Genomic DNA, 24,089 nt, shown 5'->3' with positions numbered 1-24,089 from the left:
ATGGAACGTACAGAACATGAATTGATTAAAGGCGGTAGCTTTGTCATTGACGCACTCGACGCAGAGCGTCTCTTCACACCAGAGGATTTCTCAGATGAGCATAAGATGATTGGAGACACGACGGCAGGATTCGTCGATGACCGCGTCATGCCAGTCCTCGAGCGCATCGAGAAACACGAGTTCGACCTCTCTGTCGAATTGTTGAAAGAAGCGGGCGAGCTCGGTCTTCTCGGAGCAGACGTTCCAGAAGAGTACGGCGGTTACCAACTCGATAAAATCTCATCTTCGATCATCACGGAGCGCTTCGCGAAAGCACGTTCGTTCGCACTCAGCTACGGCGCGCACGTCGGGATCGGGACGCTTCCAATCGTCTTCTTCGGATCAGAAGAGCAAAAACACAAGTACTTGCCAAAACTCGCGACAGGTGAATGGATCGCGGCTTACGCCCTCACGGAGCCAGGCTCAGGGTCTGACGCCCTCGGTGCGAAAACGACAGCTGTCTTGAACGAGGCGGGCACGCACTACGTCTTGAACGGTGAGAAACAATGGATCACAAACGCTGGCTTTGCGAACGTGTTCGTCGTCTACGCGAAAATCGATGGCGACAAGTTCAGTGCCTTCATCGTCGAGCGTGACTTCAAAGGAGTCTCAACAGGCGCAGAAGAGCAGAAGATGGGAATCAAGGGCTCGTCGACACGTACGCTCATCCTTGAAGACGTCGAAGTACCTGTCGACAACCTTCTCGGTGAAGTTGGAAAAGGTCACGTCATCGCATTCAACATCTTGAACGTCGGTCGTTACAAACTCGCAGTCGGAGCAGTCGGTTCTTCAAAACGTGCATTCGACCTCTCGGTTCAATACGCGAACGAGCGCAAACAATTCAAGACACCAATCAGCCAATTCCCACTCATCCAAGAGAAATTGGCGACGATGGCAGCGAACATCTATGCGATGGAAAGTTCAGTCTATCGTACAGGTGGTTTGTTCCAGGACAGCTTGGACGCACTCGGTGATGAGAACATGCGCGACGGATCGAAAGTCGCACAAGCAATCGCAGAATACGCGATCGAATGCTCACTCAACAAAGTCTTCGCTTCTGAAACATTCGACTATGTCGTCGACGAAGCGGTCCAGATTCACGGTGGATACGGATTCATGGCCGAATATGAAGTCGAGAACCTCTACCGTGACTCACGAATCAACCGTATCTTCGAAGGAACGAACGAGATCAACCGTTTGATCGTCCCAGGTACGCTCCTCAAGAAAGCGATGAAAGGTGAATTGCCGCTCCTCGCAGAAGCGCAAAAACTTCAAAAAGAGCTCATGAGCTACATGCCACAAGAATTGGATGGCTCACCACTCGCTCGCGAGAAGATGCTCCTTTCGAACATGAAGAAAATCAACTTGATGGTCGCAGGTACAGCTGTTCAGAAGTATCAACAAGACCTTCAAAACGAACAAGAAATCTTGGCGAAGATTGCAGACATGATCAGTGCCATCTATGCGCTTGAAGCAGCCATCGCTCGTACAGACAAAGCGATTGCCCGTTCAGGCGAAGAGAAGAACACGCTCAAAGTCCGCTACACAGAAATCTTTGCGGAGCAAGTGTTCAAGCAAGTCGAACTCATGGCGAAAGAAGTGTTGTACGCAGCGGCGTCTGGTGACGAGCAACGTATGCTTCTCTCGGCAATGAAGAAGTTCAGCCGCTACCAGCCAATCAATGTGATCGGCACGAAGCGCGAAGTCGCAGCGAGCCTCATCAAAGTGAACAAGTTTATCGTCTAATCATATGGACAGAAAGGGTGGACCGGACGCGGTCGACCCTTTCTTTTTTTGAGCTCTGCCACGTACAATAGAGACGAGGGGGAGAGAAGATGAAAAAACGAGATGTATTACTCGACCGGATGGAACGCATTGGACGGTCCGTTGCCGAAAAGGACGGGACGCTCATGCTGCTCGCATTGGGTTCGATTGGACAAGAGACGGAGCGGTTGGATGAGTATTCGGACCTCGATTTCTTTTTGATTGTCGAGGATGGGCAGAAGGCGCGCTTTATCGACCGACTCGACTGGCTCGAGGTCGAACCGCTTCACTATCAGTTCCAAAACACGAAGGACGGGCATAAGATCATGTACCAGGATGGCATTTATGGTGAGTTCGCCGTCTTTGAACTGCATGAACTGGCGACCATCGCCTATACGCCAGGACGTGTCGTCTGGCGACGGGACGAGGCGCTCGAAGTATTTGCGACACCACGCCTCGAAATCACACGTGAATCAGCGGGTTATTATTATGAAGAGGCGTTGACGAACCTATATGTCGGCTTACTTCGGGAACGTCGGGGCGAGATGCTCGCCGGATTCGAACTCGTCCAAGTCGCGGCCGTTCAAAACGTCTTGAAGGCGCTCGGCGGACAAGGAGATCCGTTCAATCCGACACGCCGGGTCGAGTCGAGACAGCCGGAGATGATTCCCTTCTTGTCAGATGGGGTAAAAGGATACGGCAGGTCAATCGAGGCGGCAGCGGCGATCTTACGGTTGATCGAAGCGAGGCACGAAGTGAACCCGACTTTGAAGCGAGAGATTGAACGGTTGCTTGAGAGGTGAATTGATTTCTCGGAATATGCTACATTGAGAATAGAGGTGATGAACAGATGGTGACACTATACGGCTATCCACCATGCAGTACATGTAAAAAGGCAGAAAAATGGTTGAAGGAACAAGGCATCGAGTATACATATATCCATATCGTCGAATCGACGCCGACGAAAGAGGAACTTGCCGAACTGTGGAAACGATCAGGTCTACCACTCAAGAAGTTCTTCAATACGAGCGGGCAAGTCTATCGGAACGAAGGCATCAAAGACAAGCTGCCAAATCTATCAGAAGACGAACAACTTGAGCTATTAGCGAGCAATGGTATGCTTTTGAAGCGACCAATCGTCACAAATGGTGAAAAAACGACCGTCGGATTTTCAGAAAAGTCCTTTACGGACGTTTGGGGCTAAGTGCTATAATACAGATGTGAGTCTAATTTATTTGAGGGGGAAGTTAGGATGAGCAAAGTACCAGCAAATTTACGTTATTCAAAAGAACATGAGTGGGTAGAAGTAAACGGAACGAAAGCCCGCATCGGCATCACGGATTTCGCACAAAGCGAACTAGGGGATATCGTGTTTGTCGAACTCCCAGAAGTCGATGGTACGATTTTGCTCGACGAGCCATTCGGTTCAGTCGAATCAGTGAAGACGGTCTCTGAGTTGTATGCGCCAGTATCAGGTCGCATCACAGCAGTGAACGAGGACCTCGCGGATTCTCCAGAACTCGTCAACGAGTCACCGTTTGAAAACGCATGGATGATCGAAGTCGAGTTGACGGAAGAGTCAGACCTCGACAAGCTCATGTCTGCAGAAGAATACGAAGCGATGATTCAAGGATAATCAAAACCGGCCTCTCCAATGGAGAAGCCGGCTTTTTTTTACTCGAAATCGAGTCGGTAATGATCGGATTTGACGAGAGTCGCCCGTTCAAACACGCGATAGAAGAAGATTCCGAGTGCGACGGGAATCAGGCCGAACAAGACGATGACGAGCAGGACGTTGAAGAGAGCGAATCCACCCGGCATGAGATGAAGGGCGTTCACCGGACCGATGAGTCCTGACACCCCGAACCCGGCGCTGATTGGCGTTCCCTCAATTTTTAGGATTCCTGCGAGCGCACCGAGAATCGCCGCATTTGCCAAAATGGGAAGCATCATGATGGGGCGTCGGACAAAGTTCGCCATCTGAATCTTCGGAGAACCGAGGAAATGGGCAATCGATGTGCCGGTCGCGTTCGCCTGCCATCCGGCGATCGCGAGACCGAATCCGGCTGCAACGACACCGAGGTTCGCCGCACCCGCCGCGACACCGGACAGGCTGATGGCCGTCGCAATCCCGACGGTCGAGATCGGCGAAACGATGATGAGCGAGAACGCCATGGCGATCAGGATCCCCATGAGGACCGGTTGCAGGTCAGTCATGGTCATGATGAGTAGACCGATATACGTCGTGATCTGGGAGATGTACGTCAGTAGGAAAGTACCGATGCCTCCTGCGACGACAATGATGGTCATCGGCATAACAATGACCGTATACGTCTTCAAGTGGGGAGCGAGCTTCATGACAAGAAGTGTAGCGATTGCAGCGGTCACACCGGCTGTGATCACATCCCCGATGCCCGCCATCACGAACGCACCTTCGTCGATTCGAACGGCACCGCTACCGACATACGTTGCAATCGCGATCGTCCCGGCTTCGAGAATCGATCGTCCGAACTGCATGGCGACCGCTAGCCCGATAATGGCTGGCAGAAGCCGCATCGCAATCGTCGTCGCATCCAATATGAATTGAAGAGACGGAAAATACGGAAGTATGGCTTTCGTTAATTCACCGAGTAGTGCGCTCGGGATGAGGGCGATCAGAATCGCCATGCTGAGACCGTTTAAGACGTTCATCGTGAACTGTTTCATCGTACCTGTTGTTTGTTCCGTCATCATTCATTCACCTGTCCTTCTTCTTTGCTGTTATGTACAAAAGCGATAAAGTTAGAACCCATATTATTCCTCTCACCAGAAAGAGTCAAGAGAATCATTGAAAAATTCTGAAATTTCATCAAAGCACGATTTTTGAATGGGAATCCATCGCCCCTTATAATGACAAGAGAGGTGAGAAGAATGATTACAGACGGATTCTTATATATATACGCCCCGATGTGTGGTACATGCGCTGTGGCGGAAAAAATGTTGACGGTCGTCGAAGCGGTCGACCCTAAAATTAAAATCGAAAAGCGAGATGCGAACTATATCCCAAAAGAGCTAGAAGCTTACCAAGTGATGAGCGTACCCGCCTTGTTGAAGCTTGAAAATGGCGAGGTTCAAGATCGATTGTACGCGTTTCAAAATGTGCAACATGTCCTCTCTTTCGTGAAGTGAGAGAGGAACATTAGAATAATCTGAAAATTTTAAATAATCAGTTGACACAGAAAGTTCACGAATGGTATATTCATTACAACATCTTACTTGAACACAAAATAGGACGCGATATTCCCGATATCAAGACGTTTTGGCGAAGCCGCTGCTACCTTTATACGAATACACGTCAGTCTTCCCTTCGATTGTCCCCCAAAAAAATCAAGCGAAGACAGACGTTCCGTATAATCGCACGGTCCAAGCTAAGATCGAGTGATGATTGGTGAATCTCCCCCATATAAGGATGTAAATCTTGAACGGGCAAAAGATTTTCATCTATGGGCTGTCCTTCCGTGACTCAAGGTGCTACGTTCTGTGTCGTCCTCGGACGGCACCTTTTTTTAATTTTTTTGAAAAAAGGATTTGACAGCAGAAAAAGCTGTCGCTATGATAAAGCTAATCGAATACACAACACTCTTATCAAGAGAGGCTGAGGGACTGGCCCTATGACGCCCAGCAACCGCGGAGCAATCCGAAATGGTGCTAATTCCAGCAAGGTGAGAAACCTTGACAGATGAGAGCAATCGTTGTCCGTACGATAAAGTGCGCACGTTTGCTCAAACGTGCGCGCTTTTTTTGTTGTCAGGAGGGAAAGGTATTGATTCAATTACGAAACGTCGCCAAATGGTTCGATACGAAGAATGGTCGTGTCCAGGCGGTCGATGATGTGTCACTAACGATTGATCGCGGTGAAATTTTTGGAATAATCGGATATTCGGGAGCGGGGAAGTCGACGCTCATCCGATTACTCAACCGTCTCGAGTCTCCGTCAAGCGGTGAAATCGAGGTCGCCGGGAGTGAGCTCACGAAGCTCAGCCCGAAAGAATTACGGGGAGTTCGCAAGAACGTCTCGATGGTCTTCCAGCACTTTAATCTTCTGTGGTCGCGCACGGTCGCAGAAAACATCAGTTTCCCACTCGAACTGATCGGGGTTCCGGCAAGTGAGCGGAAACGACGCGTCCAGGAACTCGTCGAGCTCGTAGGTTTGGCTGGTCGTGAGGATAGCTATCCATCGCAACTGTCGGGCGGTCAAAAACAGCGAGTCGGGATCGCCCGCGCGCTCGCTACCAATCCTGAGGTTCTCCTCTGTGACGAAGCGACAAGCGCGCTCGACCCGAAGACGACGGATTCGATTCTCGAACTGCTCGTCAGCATCAATAAGAAACTCGGATTGACGATTGTCCTCATCACGCATGAGATGCACGTCATCCAAAAGATTTGTCACCGTGTCGCCGTGATGGAGGCCGGAAAAGTCGTCGAGACGGGTCAAGTTTCGGACGTGTTCCAACATCCGGAGCAACCGATTACGAAAGAATTCGTCAAGCAAATCGGGGCGGTCGACGATCTGTCGCTCACGTTCGAACACCTCAAAGAACGGTATCCGAGCGGTCAAATCGTCAAATTGAAATTCTTGAACGAGACGGCAGAACAACCGATTTTGTCTGACGTCCTCAAGACGCATGATATCGGATTCAACATCATCGGCGGGAACGTGACCCAGTCACAAGTCGGTGCGCTCGGTACGCTATTCATCCAACTGATTGGGGAAGCAAGTGAAATCGAACGTGCCATCACGTCGATTCGTTCGCAATCCGTAGAAGTGGAGGTGGAAAGCGATGTTTCCTAACGTAGATTGGCAAATTATGATGGAACAGACTTGGGAGACGCTATATATGACGCTCGTCGCAGGTGTGGCGACGTTTGTGATCGGACTCGCTTTAGGTTTGATTCTCTACATTACAAACGAATCACTTTTATTGAAGAATCGTCCGATTTACGTTTTCGTCAGCGCGATCGTCAACGTGTTCCGTTCGATTCCGTTCATCATCTTAATTATCTTACTCATCCCGTTCACGTTGTTCCTACTCGGGACGATGCTCGGTTCGACGGCGGCGCTTCCGGCGCTCATCATCGGAGCGGCACCGTTCTACGCTCGGATGGTCGAACTTGCGCTTCGTGAAGTCGACCGTGGGGTCATCGAGGCGGCCGAATCGATGGGAGCGACGAAATGGCAAATCATCTATAAAGTCTTGATTCCGGAAGCTCTTCCGGCAATCGTGTCGGGACTCACAGTGACCATCGTAGCCATCGTCGGTTATACGGCAATGGCGGGAGTCGTCGGTGGCGGCGGACTTGGGAACTTGGCCTTCTTGGAAGGATTCCAACGCTCACAAAACGACGTCACGTTCGTGGCGACGGTGCTCATCTTGATCATCGTGTTCGTCATCCAATTCATCGGTGACCGACTCGTCACGAAAATTGATAAACGTTCAGCATAATCACACATATACTATTTGGAGGGATTCATTATGAAAACTTGGAAAACAGTACTCGGATTGACGGCATTATCAGCATTCACAGTTCTCGCGGCTTGCGGCGGGGAAGAGGCAGAAACAGGTTCTGGCGATGACAAAACATTGATTGTCGGTGCGTCAAACGTACCGCACGCTGAGATTTTAGAGCACGTACAAGAAGAATATGAAGCAAAAGGTTACAAACTCGAAATCAAGAAGTTCCAAGACTACGTGCTTCCGAACAAGACGCTCGCGAGCGGGGAGCTCGATGCGAACTACTTCCAACACGAACCATACCTCAAGTCACAAATGGCTGAAAACAAAGACTACAAATTCGCATCAGCGGGTGGCGTCCACATCGAGCCGATCGGTGTCTACTCACAAAAATACAAATCGCTCGACGAGCTTCCTGAAGGTGCGGAAATCATCATGAGCTCATCGGTCGCTGACCACGGACGAATCCTTACGATGCTCCAGTCAGAAGGTCTCATCACGCTTGCTGAAGGCAAGACGGTCGATGCGACGGTCGCTGACATCGTCGACAACCCGAAAGACTTGAAATTCAAGACGGACGTGGAAGCAGCACTTCTTCCGACGGCTTACAATAACGGAGAAGGCGATGCGGTCCTCATCAACACGAACTATGCGATCGACGCAGGTCTCAACCCACTTGAAGATGCAATCGCACTCGAAGGGGAAGATTCACCATACGTCAACTTGATCGTCACGCGTGAAGGGGACGAAGAAGATGAGCGCGTCAAAGCACTCCTCGAAGTATTGACGTCTGAAGAGACACAACAGTGGATCTTAGACGAATATAAAGGTGCGGTCGTACCGGTCAAACAATAAGTCATCTCGACTCAGGAGTCTTCCTCCTGGGTCTTTTTTTGTCTAGTGTTCTTTCATAAAGAGAAGTACACTACATATATGAAAGAAAAGGGGGGATTTTGATGAAGCTCAGACAGATTCATCCACTGACGTGGGGCGTCCTGTTCGGGACGTTTTTTGCACGACTGGCGACGTTTTTTGTCATGCCATTTTTTGCGATCTATCTGGCTACGCTCGGCTTTTCGGCGAGTGTGATCGGAACGATCTTTGCCGTGACGGCACTTTCAGGTCTGTTCATGAGCTTCTTTGGGGGGACACTCTCTGATCGGTATGGACGAAAACAACTCATGTTGATTGGGATCGTGCTGAATGCCGTCACGTTCGCTGGTCTCGCACTTGCGACGGAACTGTTTTGGTTTTACATGTTGTCGATGTTGATGGGGATGTCACGATCATTCCTAGAACCGGCTTCGCGTGCGCTCATCAGTGACACGACACAGGCGGACCAACGGGTCATCGTCTATAACGTCCGTTACTTCATGATCAATATCGCCGCGGCCATCGGGCCACTCTTGGCTGTCGTCTTGTCACTCACTGGTGTGAAGACTGCATTCTTCGTTGTGACGGCTGTCTACGTATTATACGGAATCATTATCTCGACCTTGTTTTACAAATATCCGTTTGAAGAAGGGGATGGGGTCAAGGCACGCCCACGCTTGACGGAGACGTTTCGTGTCCTACGAGACGACCGGACATTCCGTGCAGTCATCATCGGGATGATTTTCGCGATTATCGGTTACAGTCAGTTCAATTCGACGCTTCCGCAATTCATCGCGCTACGCGACGGATTAGAAGACGGTTCGAGATTGTTCGCTTACTTATTGACGACAAACGCCATCACGGTTCTCATCGTCCAATATCCGATCATGCGTTTCGGGATTCGTGTCTCTCCGATCAAGTCACTCTTCTTCGGGATTTCGACGTTGTCATTCGGACTTTTGCTCATCGGATTTGCGACGGTAGAGTGGGTCCTATTTGTCGCGATGGCCATCTTTACCGTCGGTGAGGTGTTGATGTTCACGATGACGGACGTCTTGACGGATGAACTCGCGCCGGAACATTTACGGGGCACTTATTTCGGGGCGATGGGATTGACGTCACTCGGACAGACAATCGGACCGATTATCGGGGGTGTATTACTCGATACATTCGGTCAGTCGTCTCTTCCTGTATTCGGAAGTTTGGCACTCTTGACGGGGTGTGGTGCCTTCTTCTTCGCGGCTGCCGTACGGGAACGGAAAGCAGTCCTCGCACTCGTCGAAGAAAATGCCGGATAATGTCTTGATTTCCTACTATTAGCATTCTCAACTTTTATCATTCTATTGAGAATGAATTCTAAGGTGAGTCGCTTGAAATAAAAAAATGACTAGTCTAAGATTAGAATATATCTAATCTACGCCATTCACTATGGCGAGAAAATACGGAAGGGGTATCCGAATGTCTAACGTACCACAAATGAAAATTGATGACCTCCGCGTCTCAATCGAAGGAAAAGAGATTGTCAAAGGTCTTAACCTAGAAATTAAAGGTGGCGAAATTCATGCCATCATGGGTCCGAACGGGACTGGTAAATCAACACTCGCATCAGCACTCATGGGTCATCCACTTTATGAGGTCACTGGGGGAAGCGTCGAATTAAACGGCGAAGATGTCCTCGAGATGGAAGTCGACGAGCGCGCACAAGCAGGGATGTTCCTTGCGATGCAGTACCCGGCTGAAATCAGTGGTGTCACAAACGCGGACTTCTTGCGTTCAGCAATCAACTCACGTCGTGAAGAAGGTCAAGAAATCTCGCTCATGAAGTTCATCCGTGAACTCGATGCGAAGATGGAACTTCTCGAAATCCCTTCAGAAATGGCACACCGTTACTTAAACGAAGGATTCTCAGGCGGCGAGAAGAAACGTAACGAAATTCTTCAAATGATGATGATTCAACCGAACATCGCCATCTTGGATGAAATCGACTCAGGTCTTGATATCGATGCCCTTAAAGTCGTTGCCAAAGGCGTAAACGAAATGCGTTCAGAAGAGTTCGGCTGCTTGATCATCACGCACTATCAACGTCTCCTCAACTATATCGAGCCAGACTTCGTACACATCATGATGGACGGAAAAATCGTCATGTCTGGTGGTAAAGAGCTCGCACAACGACTCGAGGCAGAAGGTTACGACTGGGTGAAGCAAGAACTCGGAATGACAGTAGACACAGAAGCGTAAGGAGGCTGTACGATGACCGTACAATTTGAATTGGATGCACAAGCGTTGTCGGCACGTGCAGAAGCGCTCGGCGGACCAGCATGGATGGTCAACCGTCGTAAAGAGGCAGCAGAACTTGCGCCGACACTTGCTTTGCCAAAAGTTGAAAAGATTAAAATTGATAAGTGGGACTTCGCAGCGGGTGATGTCAATCTCGGACCGAAAGACGGTTTGACAGCTGACATCGAATCACTCCTCGGAGACCACCGGACAAACGTGCTCGTTGAACGCAATGGTCATGTCGTCTATAACGAATTGTCGATGCCAGAAGGCGTCTTGTTCATGGGAATCAAAGAAGCGATGGAGCAACATCCTGAGCTCGTTGAGAAATACTTCATGACGGAAGGCGTACGTGTCGATGAAGAACGTCTTTCGGCGCTGAACGCTGCCCTCACAAACGGTGGGGCGTTCATTTACGTACCGAAAAACACACAATTGAAAGATCCGCTTCAAGCGATCTTCACGATGGAACAGGCGAACGGTGCCCTCTATCACCACACGATCCTCGTCGCTGACGAAGGCAGTGAAGTGACATACATCGAAAACTTCCTTTCTGGTACGAACGAACCGCACACGGTCAACGTCGTGACGGAAGTATTCGCTGGAGAGAACGCAAAAGTCGTCTTCGGTGGTGTCGATCAACTCGCTGAATCTGCACTTACGTTCATGAACCGTCGCGGCGTCGTCTATGCGAACGGTCGTCTTGATTGGGCGCTCGGTCACATGAACGACGGGAACTCGGTCGTTGAGACGAAGACTCACCTCGTCGGAGACAACACGTATTCGGATACAAAAGCTGTGACAATCGGTCGCGGTGCACAAAAACAAAACTTCAACATCCGTACCGACCACTTCGGAAAAGCATCTGAAGGGTTCATCTTGATTCACGGTGTCCAAAAAGACGCAGCCACTGCGATCTTCAGCGGGACATCGATGATTCACCACGGTGCGTCAAAATCAAACGGTGTGCAAACAGAGCGCGTCTTGATGCTCTCTGAAAAAGCTCGTGGGGATGCCAACCCGATTCTTCTCATCGATGAAGATGATGTTATGGCAGGTCACGCGGCATCAGTCGGCCGTGTCGATGATGTTCAATTGTACTACTTGATGAGCCGTGGTTTGTCTCGCCAAGAGGCAGAGCGTTTAATCATCCACGGATTCTTGACGCCTGTCGTCGAAGAACTCGCAATCGATTCGGTCAAAGACCGTCTCCGCGAAGTCATCGAAGGGAAAGTACGTTAAGATGTTGAACGCCTCGATTCGTGAACAGTTTCCGATTTTAGATCAGGAAATCAATGGACACCCGCTCGTTTATCTTGATAGCGCGGCGAGCTCACAAAAGCCGATCGCTGTCATCGAGGCGATCGAGGACTATTATCGTCGCAACCATTCGAACGTGCATCGTGGCGTCCATACGCTCGGGACGCAAGCGACGGATGCGTATGAAGGAGCACGCGAACGCGTCCGCTCGTTCATCCATGCGGCGGTTCCTGAAGAAATCATTTTCACTCGTGGAACGACGACGGCCATCAACTTGGTCGCATCGAGCTACGGAGATGCGAATGTCGGTGAAGGCGACGAAATCGTCCTCACCCCGATGGAACACCATGCGAACTTGATTCCGTGGCAACAACTCGCTAAACGTAAAGGCGCGACGCTTCGATACGTCGAGCTCACGCCGGACGGACGGGTCACACTGGATGCCGTTCAAGCGGTGTTATCGGACCGGACGAAAATCGTCGCGATGAGCCACGTCTCGAACGTACTCGGGACGATTAACCCGATTGCCGAAGTCGCTCGACTCGCGCATGAAAAAGGTGCTGTCATGGTCGTCGATGCCGCACAAAGTGCACCGCATCGAAAATTGGACGTCCAAGCACTCGACTGTGACTTCCTCGCCTTTTCTGGACATAAGATGCTCGGACCGACTGGAATCGGTGTCTTATATGGGAAGAAACAACTCCTCAAAAACATGGAGCCGGTCGAGTTCGGTGGCGAGATGATCGACTATGTCGATTTGTATGAATCGACGTGGAAAGACATCCCGTACCGTTTCGAAGCGGGGACACCGATTATCGCCGGAGCGGTCGGACTTGCGGCTGCCATCGACTTTTTAGAAGAAATCGGTCTTGAGAACGTCGAAGCACACGAACGTGAACTCGCGTCTTACGCGATTGAACAGATGAAAACGATTGAAGGGATTGAGATTTACGGTCCTGAAGATCGCGTTGGTCTCGTCACGTTCAACTTGAAGGACGTGCACGCGCACGACCTCGCGACCGTTCTCGATATGCAAGGCATCGCGGTTCGTGCCGGTCACCACTGTGCACAACCACTCATGCGTCTTTTGAAGCAATCATCGACGGCACGGGCGAGCTTCTATTTGTACAACACAAAAGAAGAAGTCGACCGCTTCATCGAGGGATTACGTCAAACGAAGGAGTATTTCAATTATGAGTTTTAATAATCTCGACATGTTGTACCGACAGGTCATCATGGATCACTATAAAAACCCAAGAAACCGTGGCGTCATCGAAGATGGCGTGACGGTGGACTTGAACAACCCGACGTGTGGGGATTCGCTTCGTCTTCAACTACAGGTCGAAGACAACATCGTCAAAGATGCAAAGTTTGAAGGGGAGGGCTGCTCAATCAGTCTTGCCTCGGCATCGATGATGACCCAAATCGTCAAAGGAAAAACAGTAGAAGAGGCGCTTCAACTCGCCAACATCTTCTCTGAAATGGTTCAAGGCAAAGAGTACGACACGGATACGTTTGACCTCGGTGATATCGAGGCGCTCTCAGGCGTATCGAAATTCCCGGCTCGAATCAAGTGTGCCACGCTCGCGTGGAAAGCGCTTGAAAAAGGAGTAGACGAGGACGCGTAAGGAGAAGGAGGAGACCGATATGGCAAAGAACATGCCGGAAATTGGCGATTATAAATACGGCTTCCATGATCGGGACGTTTCGATTTTCCGTTCAGGCCGTGGCTTGACGACAGAAATCGTAGAGACGATCTCACGCATGAAAGAAGAGCCACAATGGATGCTCGACTTCCGTTTGAAGTCGTTGGATCACTTCAACAAGATGGCGATGCCGACATGGGGCGGAGACCTCTCGGCACTTGATTTCGACGAAATCACGTACTATGTCAAACCATCTGAAAAGACAGAACGCTCATGGGATGAGGTACCAGAAGAAATCAAACGTACGTTTGACAAGCTCGGTATCCCAGAAGCAGAGCAAAAATACTTGGCAGGTGTCTCGGCTCAGTATGAGTCTGAGGTTGTCTACCACAGCATGCAAGAAGACTTCGAAGAAAAAGGTGTCATCTTCAAAGATACAGACACAGCCCTTAAAGAAGACGAAGAAATCTTCAAAGAGTACTTCGGGAAGTTGATTCCGCCGACGGACAACAAGTTTGCGGCCCTCAACTCAGCAGTTTGGTCGGGTGGCTCGTTCATCTACGTACCAAAAGGCGTGAAACTCGAGCAACCGCTCCAAGCCTATTTCCGCATCAACTCGGAAAACATGGGTCAGTTCGAGCGTACGCTTATCATCGTCGACGAAGGCGCATCGGTTCATTACGTCGAAGGATGTACGGCACCGGTCTATACAACGAACTCGCTTCACTCAGCGGTCGTTGAGATCTTCGTCAACAAAGATGCATACTGCCGTTACACGACAATCCAAAACTGGGCGAACAACGTCTACAACTTGGTAACGAAACGTGCAGTCTGTGAAGCGGGTGGATCAATGGAGTGGATCGATGGAAACATCGGCTCGAAACTCACGATGAAATACCCGGCTGTCATCTTGAAAGGGGAAGGCGCACGTGGGATGACACTCTCAATCGCCCTCGCTGGTAAAGGACAGCACCAAGACGCTGGCGCGAAAATGATTCACCTCGCACCAAACACGTCGTCGTCTATCGTCTCGAAATCGATTTCGAAACAAGGCGGAAAAGTATCGTACCGTGGAATCGTCCACTTCGGCCGTAAGGCGAAGGGCGCACGCTCGAACATCGAGTGTGACACGCTCATCATGGACAACGAGTCGACGTCAGATACGATTCCGTACAACGAAATCTTGAACGACCAAGTGTCGCTCGAGCACGAAGCGAAAGTCTCAAAAGTGTCAGAAGAGCAACTCTTCTACCTTATGAGCCGTGGAATTTCGGAAGAAGAAGCGACAGAAATGATCGTGATGGGCTTCATCGAGCCATTCACAAAAGAATTGCCAATGGAATATGCGGTCGAAATGAACCGTCTCATCAAGTTCGAGATGGAAGGTTCGATTGGATAAGGATTATCCGTCCGAATAACGTAAAGCGTGATTGATGTTTCATACATCAATCACGCTTTTTTATTTACGTTCGCAGGCAAGAGGTTAGGTCGGGTCGAAAGAGAATAGAGTTACAAAAAAGTTTAAAAAACTTGTACATTCTGTCGAAATACGGTCGCTTCATTCGTTACATATATAAGGGACTTGTTTGAAGGGAGGCGGTATGGTGATTGATGATCGAAGCATAGACCAATTTGATACGATTTGGAATGAGCATTACGGTAAAGTATTTGCTACGTGCATGCGATACGTACACCACATCGAAACAGCAGAAGACTTGACACAAGATGTATTTGAGACAGCTTTTTCACATTGGATGAAAAAAGGCGTTCCCACTTATCCGTCATCATGGTTAATTAAAGTCGCAACGTACAAAGCAATCGATGATCTAAGAAGAACCAAAAACTTCAATCAAAAATATGAAGTCCTTAAAACCGAGTACCTTGTTAAACAAAATTTCGCTAGCCAAATCGAACAAGATGCCGACGTTGGAAATGATATGCTCCGCTTAATGTTGATGTCGTGCCACCCATCGCTTTCAAAAGAATCACAAGTCGCCTTAACGTTGAAATACGTTTGTGGATTGACGACGCATGACATAGCTAGTGCTTATTTGACAAGTGAGGTGACAATTTCACAACGAATTCTGCGGGCAAAGAAGAAAATTCAGAGATTGTCGATCCCCTTTCATTTACCTGATCCGGAAAATGACGACCAACATTTGAACAGTGTCCTTCAAACCATCTACCTCATGTTCAACGAAGGGTATTTAAATTCAAGTGGGCATCAGCTCGTTCGTCATGATCTTTGTCATGAATCCATGCGTCTAGGGATGGATTTATCAGTATGGCGCCCAGGACATGCTGAAGTCGAAAGCTTGAACGCATTAATGTGTTTTCAAGCCTCTCGCTTATCAACGCGATTTAATCGAGAAGGTGAAATGGTGTTGTTAGAACATCAAGATCGTTCTAAGTGGGACCGAAAGTTGATTGATCAAGGGTTATCTCACTTATTACGTGCTATAGAGATCACGAAAACACCGGGGTTCATCATGTATCAGGCATTGATTGCCGCACAACATGCTCAAGCGACACATTATGCACATACAGATTGGTCAACCATTATAAAGTTATATGATGGCTTATTCGAACTGACCGGTTCACTTGTGGTTGCACTGAATCGAACGGTGGCGATCTCAATGGTTTATGGTCCGGATGTCGCATTAGAACAGATACGTCAAATTGAACAAACAGAGCGACTCCGACACTATCATTTACTCTATAGCGTCAAAGGAAATTTGTTACATCGACTAGAGCGATATGATGAAGCATCTCGAGCTTTTCAACATGCGTCTACTCTAACGGAAAATGAGAGGGAACGAGTATTTCTCACTCGACAAGCTCAAGCAAATCAATTGAATGGAAAGGAAGGATAAGCATGTTATTTTTGGGAATCGGCTATTTTAATGCTGAAAAAATGGATGAAAAATCAGAACAGGAAATGGAGGGAATCATGAATCAATGTGAACCGTTCATGAAAGACCTTTATGCGAGTGACCGAGTGTTGTTAGACTTAGGACTTGATACACGTATGAAAGTGTTAAAGCGTCAATCAAATCAGATTACGGTGACGGATGGACCGTTCACTGAAACGAAAGAAGTGATTGGGAGTACATTCTTGATTGAAGCGGATGATCTCGAGGATGCAGTTCGCATCGCATCCCTGCATCCGACGACTCAAGTAGAAGGAGTAGAAGAGCTGGGGTGGAGACTGGAAGTTCGACCGATTCATTACATCTATGACCGTAAAGAAACGTGACACAGTAAGATTCAGACGGGACGCAATAGCGTTCCGTTTTGTTGTCGAGAATATTTTGTATAATGAAATAAGGAGGCGATAACGTGACCCATCGATTTTTATTAGAGAGCCGAGACATATATTCATTTATGAATCCTATGCTTGTTATTTGCCCGAGTTGCGGGAGACAGGCTGATGTGTGGGAGAGGAATGATGAGGTACGCCTAAGCTGTCTTCATTGCGGTCATTTGCAAACAAAGGAGAGCGGTTCGAAATACGTCGGAGAAGCTGTCGATGTTTATTTTGGATTGCCGCTATTTTTACAAGCAGGATGTTTTGGTCATGTGTTATGGGCTTACAACCGTGAACACCTCAACTATATTAAGGATTATATTGACGCGAAGATTCGGACGAGCGAGGGAACGAACCGTAGTCTCGAAAGTCGATTACCCGCTTGGATGAAAAGCAAGCAGAACCGTAAAGAAGTGTTACGAACGATTGAAAAATTAGAGCTTATGATAGAAGGTTCAACAGAACCGACGAGAAGAACTCCAATACATAGAGAGACACCAATTGACATCGGTGATGAACGAGACAAAATGGAAGCGTCTCAATCGAGCTGTCTCTGAAGAGTTGACTTATGCGCCGCCGTATCAAATAAAATACTTAGGGGAGGATACGTTGTTTCCAAGCGACTTGTTGTCCGAGTATGAAATATTGTGGGGAGAGTGGGATGAGATTTGGCTGGAATCTCGTTTACGCTCCATCGAATGGATTCGTTTGCGACCAAGCGTACTGCTCTATAAGGGAGTGATTCTTGACCCAGATGTTTGTGATATGTCCACCGAACTCATCTCAATTTTAGAGAGAGAAAGAATTCCGTTCATCTTGGAAAGTGAGACGATTCAGATTTTCGGTTATATTCGGAATACAGGAATCTTTGAACCGACATAAGATATATAACGGAATCACGTATTTTTCATGCAGCTTTTGTCGTTAAAGATGGAAGAGTCGGGTATGCTAAAAAAGAGAATGAATCATGGAAAGGATGGATACACATGTCACGTATTCCGCATAAAGATGAGATTGACCCGAAAGACATCACTCGCATCGCCGTCATCGGTGCCGGTTGGGTCGGGGTCAGTTTTGCTTATCAATTATCGACGGCTGCCCTTTGTGAGGAGCTCGTCTTGATCGACTCGAATCATGCCAAGGCAGAAGGGGAGGCGATGGACCTCAATCATGGGATCTCATTCGCCCCGACACCGGTCCGGATTTGGGCAGGCGACTACTCGGATTGTAAAGACGCAGATATCGTCGTCATCACGGCAGGAGCCGCACAAAAACTTGGGCAGACACGGATGGACCTCGTCGAGCAAAATGCAAAGGTCGTCCGCACCGTCACACAAGACCTGATGAAGAGTGGATTTGACGGCATCTTAGTCGTCGCGACGAACCCGGTCGATGTGATGGCACACGTCGCTTGGAAAGCATCAGGTTTACCAAAAGAACGTGTCATCGGTTCAGGAACGGTCCTCGATACAGCACGACTCCGTTACAAACTCGGAGACTATTTCGAATTGTCGCCACGAAACTGCCACGCTTATTATATGGGGGAACATGGCGATACGGGATTTGTCGCATGGAACAACGCTCGTATCTATGGGAAGAGTATCGATGAACTGTTAGCAGAGAACGAACAGTATCAGTTCGAGGACCTCGAAGCGATTTATACTGACGTGCGCGACGCCGCTTATCAGATTATCGAGTATAAGAGTGCCGCCTATTATGCGATTGGGGTCGGATTGCTTCGCATCATCCGGGCCATCGTGCGAAATGAAAACTCCGTCGTGACGATTGGTGCTCATTTAGACGGCGAGTACGGGGCGAGTGACGTGCATATCGGCGTACCGGCCTTGATCGACCGGAGCGGTATTCGTAAGATCATCGAGATTGAATTGACGGAGGAAGAACAACAGAAGTTTGACGCCTCGGTACAAGCCATCAAGGCGGGAATCGAGAAAGTCGAACCTGCATCCTAAAAAAGATCCGACTGCCTAAGCAGTCGGATTGTTGGTTAAGACGCCTCTTCTTCGGCGATATCTTTCTTATAGTACTTCTCGGATGTGAAGAATTCGGTCGTCAATCGTTTCACTTCACCACTTAGAAGCAGGACGGCAATCATGTTCGGGATGAGGATCATCGCGAGCATCAAGTCGAGGAAGTTCCAAATCATTTGGGCGCCTCCGATTGCACCGATGACAATCGAAACGATATAGACGGCCTTCATGATTTTCCCTGCCGTCAAACCGAACAAGTACTCGGCTTGTCGCGAGCCGTAAAAGATGATGACGATAATGGTTGAGAGAACGAAGAAGATGAGCGAGATGGTGACGAGTAAGCTTCCCGTGTAACCGAAGTATTCACGGAAGGCGATCGTCGTCAACGCCGCTGGGTCATCCATCGCTCCGTCTGCCGTCCACACACCGGAAGACAAGACGACGAAGGCGGTCGTGCTACAAATGATGAGCGTATCGATGACGATACCGATGACCGCCCAGAATCCTTGGCGCACTGGGTGATCCGTTTGTGCAGCGGCGTGGGCAATCGGTGCAGTTCCAAGACCCGCTTCGTTAGAATAGAGTCCACGGGCGAAGCCCCAACGAATCGTCTCGGCGACGGCAGCTCCGGCAAATCCTCCGAACGCGGCCATCGGCTCGAACGCATACGAGAAGATGAGACTGAGCACGTTTGGAATCTCAGAGAAGTTCATCAAGACGATGACGATTCCGGCTCCGACATAGACGAGTGCCATGCCAGGAACGACGATCTCCGTGACTTTCGCGATGCGCTTCAGTCCACCAAAGACGATGATGCCAACAAGAATAGCGACGACGATACCGGTGATGAGCGTGTTCCCATTGAACGTCTCACGGACTGCCGAGCTGACGGCGTTCCCTTGTACCATGATACTCGGAATGAGTTCGATCATGAGGGCGAAGGCGAACCAGGTCGCGAGCCATTTCCAACGGAGTCCTTTTGATATGTAGTAGACCGGTCCCCCGACAAATTCGCCAGCGTCATTTTTTTCACGGTAGTGGACGGCCAGCACACTCTCTGAAAACTTGATGGCCATGCCGATGATAGCGATGACCCACATCCAGAAGATGGCACCCGGTCCCCCGAACATGATCGCTGCAGGTACACCGATGATGTTCGCGGCCCCGACTGTTGAAGAGAGGGCTGATGTCAACGCTTGTCTCGGACTGATATCACCTTCACCTTTCGGCTTTTTGAAGATACTGCCGAACGTTTGCTTGAATATGTAGATGGGGTAACGAAACTGAAAGAAACCGAGCTTGATGGTGAGAAAGATACCGGACAAGACGAGTAACGAGATAATCGGCACGCCCCAAAGCCAGTCGGAGACCTTCGTGACAAGATTAATAATATCATTCATATAACCACTCCAATTCCATTATTTTACTTAAATACTGTTTCCTAAAGTAAGGACCTCTAAACATCTTTGACAAAATAAAGGAGGAAAATAGAATGAGAGTTGCTAAACGTTTGATTGTATCTGGACGCGTCCAAGGTGTCGGGTTTCGATATTTTTCACAGGAGACCGCGCAACGATTCGGTATCAAAGGATGGGTGCGCAATTTGAGTGACGGGACAGTCGAACTTCATGTCGAAGGAACGGCGAATGAGGTAGATGCTTTCCAGCAGGCGTTGAAAGATGGCAATCGGTTCGTCGGCGTCGAGCGAATTGCCGAAACGAAGGCAGACGATCAAGCATTCCGTAAGTTTGATATCCGCTATTAACCGCTTAAATCTCCCTACGTGTGAAGGGAGATTTTTTTTATGAAATCTACATTTCAAAAAATTAAACCTCGAATTTTTGAGATGGGGTGGTCAAACGATGGGAAGTGTGTATAATGAAATAGACCAAGCGATATATTGTCAGAAAATTTAGTTATTATTTTTTTGTTAAGTCGTTCGGAATATCAAGTGTATGGAGGTAGTTGTATGAAAAAATCGACATTGTTCCCGTTAGCGTTTACGATTTTTGCTTTATTCTTTGGGGCCGGGAACTTGCTGTTCCCACCAGAGCTCGGCGCCTTGGCGGGGGAAAACCTCGTACCGGCGATGATCGGGTTCGTCATTACGGGTGTCGGTTTACCGCTTCTTGCTTTGTTCGCAGTCGCTCGGGTCGGCGGTGGGACAGACCAAATTGCTCGTTATATTCCAAAGCGTCTCGCACTCGTTTTGACAGGATTGATGTATGTAGCCATCGGACCATTCTTCGGAATTCCGCGTACGGCTGCCGTCACGTATGAAATGGGACTCGTCCCGTTTCTCGATGCGCCTTCTACTTTGACACTCGCGATGAGTTCGACCGTCTTTTTCGGGTTGACGTTCTTCTTGACGCTTCGTGCTCAAAAGTTGATTGAAGTCATCGGACGCATCATCACACCAATCCTCTTGTTCTTACTCGCAGCGATTGGAATCACAAACCTCATCTCGCCTCTCGGAGAGCCGGGAGCGCCAGCAGAAGGGTTTGAGACATGGGTGGGCGCACTCGGCCAAGGTTTCCAACAAGGCTATTTGACAATGGATGTATTCGGGGCCCTCGTCTTTGGGGCAATCGTCCTCGTCACGTTGAAAGCCAATGGATTGAGTGACCAAAAAGAAGCGTCTTCGCTCCTTCGCTCTGCAGGGATGCTTGCCGTTACCTGTTTGATGCTCGTCTATATCTCGCTCGGTTCGATCGGTGCGAATATGACAGTCGCAGAAGGAACGACAAGTGGCGCAAGCCTTCTCCAAGCGTTCGCAGGTACGTCTTACGGACAAGTCGGAATGCTCGCACTCGGGTTAGCGGTCTTCCTCGCTTGTTTGACGACAGCAGTTGGACTCATCTCAGAGTTCTCACGCTTCATCAGCAACCAGTTTGATTCTCTCAAATATCATCATGTCGTCATCGCGACAACATTGTTTGGGTTCATGATCTCACTCGTCGGTTTGAGCTCGTTGATTCAAATCGCCGTGCCGCTTCTCACGCTCCTCTATCCGGTCATGATCGCACTCGTGCTCGTATCGGTGACGGAACGTCTTCAACGAAACCCTGGTGTGGCGATGAAAGCGACAATTTACACGGCGCTCGTGCTCTCGTTCTTTGAAACGTGGAATGGCATCCAGCCTTCTGCGGTCACTTCTTGGATCGGAAGCTTACCAATGGCGGATATCGGACTTGCCTGGGCAGTTCCGACGATGATCGTCTATGCGATCACGCTTCTTCTTCCGAAGGGAACGTCACAAGAATCACTCGCTCAATCACGCATCTCATAAGTCTCGCCCATCCTTTGGTCAAGGATGGGTTTTTTCTGTCTTATTGTTTGCCTGGATGTGAACTCAAACAGTAAAATGGAAAGATGAAAAGGGAGTGACATGCGTTGACGACAAAACAAAAAAATCAATTGGCGATTCTCATGTTGAACATGTTTATCGCCGTCGCCGGGTTTGGGATCATCATCCCGATTATTCCGGATTACTTAAAGATGATTGGCGAGGGAGGGACAGCCGCCGGACTCATGATTTCCGTATTTGCGGGTGCCCAACTCGTCATGTCACCGATTGCCGGGAAATGGGCGGACGTCTACGGCCGCCGACTCATGATCATTCTCGGTCTAATCGGATTCACCATCTCGATGGGAGTCTTCTATCTATCAGATAATTTAACGATTCTTCTCGTCTCTCGTGCCATCGGGGGTGTTGGTGCAGCGCTTTTGATTCCTGCCATCTTCGCTTATGTGGCAGATATCACGACACTCGAGCAACGAGCTCGAGGAAACAGTTATATTTCCGCGGCAATGTCGCTTGGAATTGTGGTCGGACCAGGGATTGGGGGCTTTTTTGCTGAATTTGGCTTGAAGACACCGTTGCTCGTTTCAGCGATTGTATCGTTTATCGCTGTCATTTCGTCTGTACTCCTTCTTAAGGAGCCGGACCGTGCTCCGTACGTGGCACCAAAAATAAAAGAATCTTTACCGACACAGCTGGTCATGTCGACGCGAAAACCATACTTCTTCGTATTGGTCATCAACCTCGTGATGGCGTTTGGTCTGATGGCGTATGAATCGGTACTCGGACTCTATGTCAGCGAGATGTTCAGTGCGACACCACAAGAAATTGCCATCATGGTAACCGGAACAGGGATTGTAAGTGTCATCGTTCAATTGTTTGCGGTGGACCGTCTCGTCGAATGGTTGGGTGAGACCAAGGTCGTGCTCGCTTTCATCGCACTCGCCTCATTTGGCTTCTTGTTATCTTTGTTCGCGGGCACGTATATGCTCTTCTTCGCAGTGACACTTGTGATTTTCTTATCGACATCCATTTTACGACCGGTGTTGAACACACTCGTGTCGAAACTGGCTGGCAATGAGCAAGGTCTCGCCATGGGGATGAACAACGCCTATATGAGTATCGGGAACATTTTAGGACCAACATTGGCGGGAATCGCCTTTGATATCGATATGCGCTATCCGTTCATCATGGGACTCGTCCTGTTGCTCGTCACATACATGGGCACATGGAACTGGTCGAAGCGGAAAGCGGCCGCCATTTCAGAATCATAAAGGAGGACGCTATGATCTACGTAGGTGTGACCGGATGGGGAGACCACGATTTGCTGTATACGACCCCAGAAGAACGAAAACATAAATTGTCAACATATGCGGGACATTTCCCGACTGTTGAAGTCGACTCGACCTTCTATGCGATTCAACCTGTGAAAAATTTCGAAAAATGGGATGGGGAAACACCAGATCATTTTCAATTCGTTGTAAAAGTTTCCAGGGAAATGAGCGGACATGATCGTGAGCCGAAAACGCCTCTGATTGAACTGTTTGAGCGTTATCGCGTCTCGGTCGACCCGTTAAAACGAGCGGGGAAATTACGGGCTGTACTCGTTCAACTACCGCCGTGGTTCGATGTGTCAAAGCCACACCTGGATTACTTGCGAACGCTTCGTGCCGAGCTGTCAGATTACGAGATTGCCATCGAGTTCCGCAATCCGACCTGGTTCTCAGAAGCGTTCCGGGACCGGACTCTTCAATTTTTGACGGAGCAACGGTTCATCAACACGATTTGCGATGAACCGCAAACGAAAGAGAGTAGCATCCCGTTCGTACCGGTCGTGACCCATCCAGACGTTGCGGTCGTTCGTTTACACGGGCGGAATACATCAGGTTGGCTAAAGAAACCGGGAATGACGAGTCAAGAATGGCGGCATGTTCGCTGTCTGTATCGCTATAGCGAAGAGGAGCTTCAAGAATTGGCGACCTCACTTCGTGAAATTGACCGTGAAGCGAAAGATGTGTATGTATACTTTAACAACAACTCGGCCGGGGATGCGGCACCGAATGCGAAGCGACTCATTGAGATCCTTGGCCTCGAGTATGAACTCGCACCGAGACAAATCAGTTTGTTTTAGAAGGAAGGGAT

Annotated in this window: 25 protein-coding genes and 1 riboswitch; of the genes, 23 read left to right on the top strand and 2 right to left on the bottom strand. The window is 49.1% G+C overall.

The window, feature by feature from the left end; genetic code table 11:
• From EAT1B_RS04070 to gcvH, 4 genes are all read left to right on the top strand, one after another.
• The gene (locus tag EAT1B_RS04070; protein ID WP_012726864.1) at nt 1-1,785 is read left to right on the top strand and encodes an acyl-CoA dehydrogenase family protein; all 1,785 of its coding nucleotides are present in this window, start codon (nt 1-3) and stop codon (nt 1,783-1,785) included.
• Between the two features lie 89 nt (nt 1,786-1,874).
• On the top strand, nt 1,875-2,606 hold the full coding sequence (locus EAT1B_RS04065; protein ID WP_012726863.1) for a hypothetical protein: 732 nt from the start codon (nt 1,875-1,877) through the stop codon (nt 2,604-2,606).
• Nucleotides 2,607-2,653: 47 nt separating this feature from the next.
• Entirely contained in the window at nt 2,654-3,007 is a 354-nt protein-coding gene (locus EAT1B_RS04060) for an arsenate reductase family protein (protein WP_012726862.1), read from the top strand.
• A gap of 48 nt (nt 3,008-3,055) precedes the next feature.
• Nucleotides 3,056-3,439: a glycine cleavage system protein GcvH gene (gene gcvH, locus EAT1B_RS04055; RefSeq protein WP_012726861.1), complete on the top strand. Its 384-nt coding sequence runs from the start codon at nt 3,056-3,058 to the stop codon at nt 3,437-3,439.
• A 38-nt stretch (nt 3,440-3,477) separates the two neighbouring features.
• On the opposite strand, the gene EAT1B_RS04050 is transcribed toward gcvH, so the two are convergent.
• A complete protein-coding gene (locus tag EAT1B_RS04050) occupies nt 3,478-4,533 on the bottom strand; it encodes a PTS transporter subunit IIC (RefSeq protein ID WP_041917918.1) in 1,056 nt (351 codons plus the stop codon).
• 180 nt (nt 4,534-4,713) lie between these two features.
• Here EAT1B_RS04050 and EAT1B_RS04045 point away from each other — a divergent pair, with 180 nt between their 5' ends.
• The 15 genes from EAT1B_RS04045 to EAT1B_RS03975 all read left to right on the top strand — a co-directional run bounded on the left by EAT1B_RS04045 (nt 4,714) and on the right by EAT1B_RS03975 (nt 18,628).
• The gene (locus tag EAT1B_RS04045) at nt 4,714-4,971 is read left to right on the top strand and encodes a thioredoxin family protein (protein WP_012726859.1); all 258 of its coding nucleotides are present in this window, start codon (nt 4,714-4,716) and stop codon (nt 4,969-4,971) included.
• 450 nt (nt 4,972-5,421) lie between these two features.
• Nucleotides 5,422-5,528: riboswitch (SAM riboswitch) on the top strand.
• 77 nt (nt 5,529-5,605) lie between these two features.
• Nucleotides 5,606-6,634: a methionine ABC transporter ATP-binding protein gene (locus tag EAT1B_RS04040; protein ID WP_012726858.1), complete on the top strand. Its 1,029-nt coding sequence runs from the start codon at nt 5,606-5,608 to the stop codon at nt 6,632-6,634.
• Complete coding sequence (locus tag EAT1B_RS04035) at nt 6,624-7,286, top strand: methionine ABC transporter permease (protein ID WP_012726857.1); 663 nt, start codon at nt 6,624-6,626, stop codon at nt 7,284-7,286. The genes EAT1B_RS04040 and EAT1B_RS04035 overlap by 11 nt, the downstream gene beginning before the upstream one ends.
• 30 nt (nt 7,287-7,316) lie before the next feature.
• Nucleotides 7,317-8,150, top strand: a complete 834-nt coding sequence (locus EAT1B_RS04030) for a MetQ/NlpA family ABC transporter substrate-binding protein (RefSeq protein ID WP_012726856.1) — start codon at nt 7,317-7,319, stop codon at nt 8,148-8,150.
• Nucleotides 8,151-8,251: 101 nt separating this feature from the next.
• Nucleotides 8,252-9,466 carry an MFS transporter gene (locus tag EAT1B_RS04025; protein ID WP_012726855.1) on the top strand — a complete coding sequence of 405 codons (1,215 nt, stop codon included), beginning with the start codon at nt 8,252-8,254 and terminating at the stop codon, nt 9,464-9,466.
• A gap of 178 nt (nt 9,467-9,644) precedes the next feature.
• A complete protein-coding gene (gene sufC, locus EAT1B_RS04020) occupies nt 9,645-10,406 on the top strand; it encodes a Fe-S cluster assembly ATPase SufC (RefSeq protein ID WP_143180266.1) in 762 nt (253 codons plus the stop codon).
• Nucleotides 10,407-10,418: 12 nt separating this feature from the next.
• On the top strand, nt 10,419-11,687 hold the full coding sequence (gene sufD, locus EAT1B_RS04015; RefSeq protein WP_012726853.1) for a Fe-S cluster assembly protein SufD: 1,269 nt from the start codon (nt 10,419-10,421) through the stop codon (nt 11,685-11,687).
• Nucleotide 11,688: 1 nt separating this feature from the next.
• On the top strand, nt 11,689-12,909 hold the full coding sequence (locus tag EAT1B_RS04010; RefSeq protein ID WP_012726852.1) for a cysteine desulfurase: 1,221 nt from the start codon (nt 11,689-11,691) through the stop codon (nt 12,907-12,909).
• Nucleotides 12,899-13,333, top strand: a complete 435-nt coding sequence (gene sufU, locus EAT1B_RS04005) for a Fe-S cluster assembly sulfur transfer protein SufU (protein WP_012726851.1) — start codon at nt 12,899-12,901, stop codon at nt 13,331-13,333. The genes EAT1B_RS04010 and sufU overlap by 11 nt, the downstream gene beginning before the upstream one ends.
• Nucleotides 13,334-13,352: 19 nt before the next feature.
• Entirely contained in the window at nt 13,353-14,750 is a 1,398-nt protein-coding gene (sufB, locus tag EAT1B_RS04000) for a Fe-S cluster assembly protein SufB (RefSeq protein ID WP_012726850.1), read from the top strand.
• A 205-nt stretch (nt 14,751-14,955) separates the two neighbouring features.
• Entirely contained in the window at nt 14,956-16,224 is a 1,269-nt protein-coding gene (locus EAT1B_RS03995; protein WP_158303577.1) for an RNA polymerase sigma factor, read from the top strand.
• 2 nt (nt 16,225-16,226) lie between these two features.
• Nucleotides 16,227-16,607 carry a YciI family protein gene (locus EAT1B_RS03990; protein WP_012726848.1) on the top strand — a complete coding sequence of 127 codons (381 nt, stop codon included), beginning with the start codon at nt 16,227-16,229 and terminating at the stop codon, nt 16,605-16,607.
• A gap of 176 nt (nt 16,608-16,783) precedes the next feature.
• Nucleotides 16,784-17,215, top strand: a complete 432-nt coding sequence (locus tag EAT1B_RS03985; RefSeq protein ID WP_152550910.1) for a hypothetical protein — start codon at nt 16,784-16,786, stop codon at nt 17,213-17,215.
• The gene (locus tag EAT1B_RS03980) at nt 17,172-17,540 is read left to right on the top strand and encodes a DUF6678 family protein (RefSeq protein ID WP_081432702.1); all 369 of its coding nucleotides are present in this window, start codon (nt 17,172-17,174) and stop codon (nt 17,538-17,540) included. Before EAT1B_RS03985 ends, EAT1B_RS03980 begins: the two co-directional genes overlap by 44 nt.
• A 104-nt stretch (nt 17,541-17,644) precedes the next feature.
• Nucleotides 17,645-18,628 carry an L-lactate dehydrogenase gene (locus EAT1B_RS03975; protein WP_012726846.1) on the top strand — a complete coding sequence of 328 codons (984 nt, stop codon included), beginning with the start codon at nt 17,645-17,647 and terminating at the stop codon, nt 18,626-18,628.
• Between the two features lie 35 nt (nt 18,629-18,663).
• Here EAT1B_RS03975 and EAT1B_RS03970 read toward each other — a convergent pair whose 3' ends face one another.
• Nucleotides 18,664-20,046: a sodium:alanine symporter family protein gene (locus tag EAT1B_RS03970; protein ID WP_012726845.1), complete on the bottom strand. Its 1,383-nt coding sequence runs from the start codon at nt 20,044-20,046 to the stop codon at nt 18,664-18,666.
• Nucleotides 20,047-20,138: 92 nt separating this feature from the next.
• On the opposite strand from EAT1B_RS03970, the gene EAT1B_RS03965 reads away from it, so the two are divergent.
• The 4 genes from EAT1B_RS03965 (at nt 20,139) to EAT1B_RS03950 (ending at nt 24,078) form a co-directional block, all read left to right on the top strand.
• Nucleotides 20,139-20,411, top strand: a complete 273-nt coding sequence (locus tag EAT1B_RS03965) for an acylphosphatase (protein ID WP_012726844.1) — start codon at nt 20,139-20,141, stop codon at nt 20,409-20,411.
• Between the two features lie 204 nt (nt 20,412-20,615).
• Complete coding sequence (gene brnQ, locus EAT1B_RS03960) at nt 20,616-21,935, top strand: branched-chain amino acid transport system II carrier protein (protein WP_012726843.1); 1,320 nt, start codon at nt 20,616-20,618, stop codon at nt 21,933-21,935.
• Nucleotides 21,936-22,039: 104 nt separating this feature from the next.
• A complete protein-coding gene (locus tag EAT1B_RS03955) occupies nt 22,040-23,221 on the top strand; it encodes an MFS transporter (RefSeq protein WP_012726842.1) in 1,182 nt (393 codons plus the stop codon).
• An 11-nt stretch (nt 23,222-23,232) separates the two neighbouring features.
• Nucleotides 23,233-24,078 (top strand): DUF72 domain-containing protein, encoded by an 846-nt coding sequence (locus EAT1B_RS03950; RefSeq protein WP_012726841.1) that lies wholly within the window; start codon nt 23,233-23,235, stop codon nt 24,076-24,078.
• Nucleotides 24,079-24,089: the final 11 nt, after the last annotated feature.

This window comes from Exiguobacterium sp. AT1b (assembly GCF_000023045.1).
In the GTDB taxonomy this organism is placed as follows: Bacteria; Bacillota; Bacilli; order Exiguobacteriales; family Exiguobacteriaceae; genus Exiguobacterium.
Note: the sequence above shows the minus strand (reverse complement) of the source record. Positions and strands in the feature narration are given on the sequence as shown.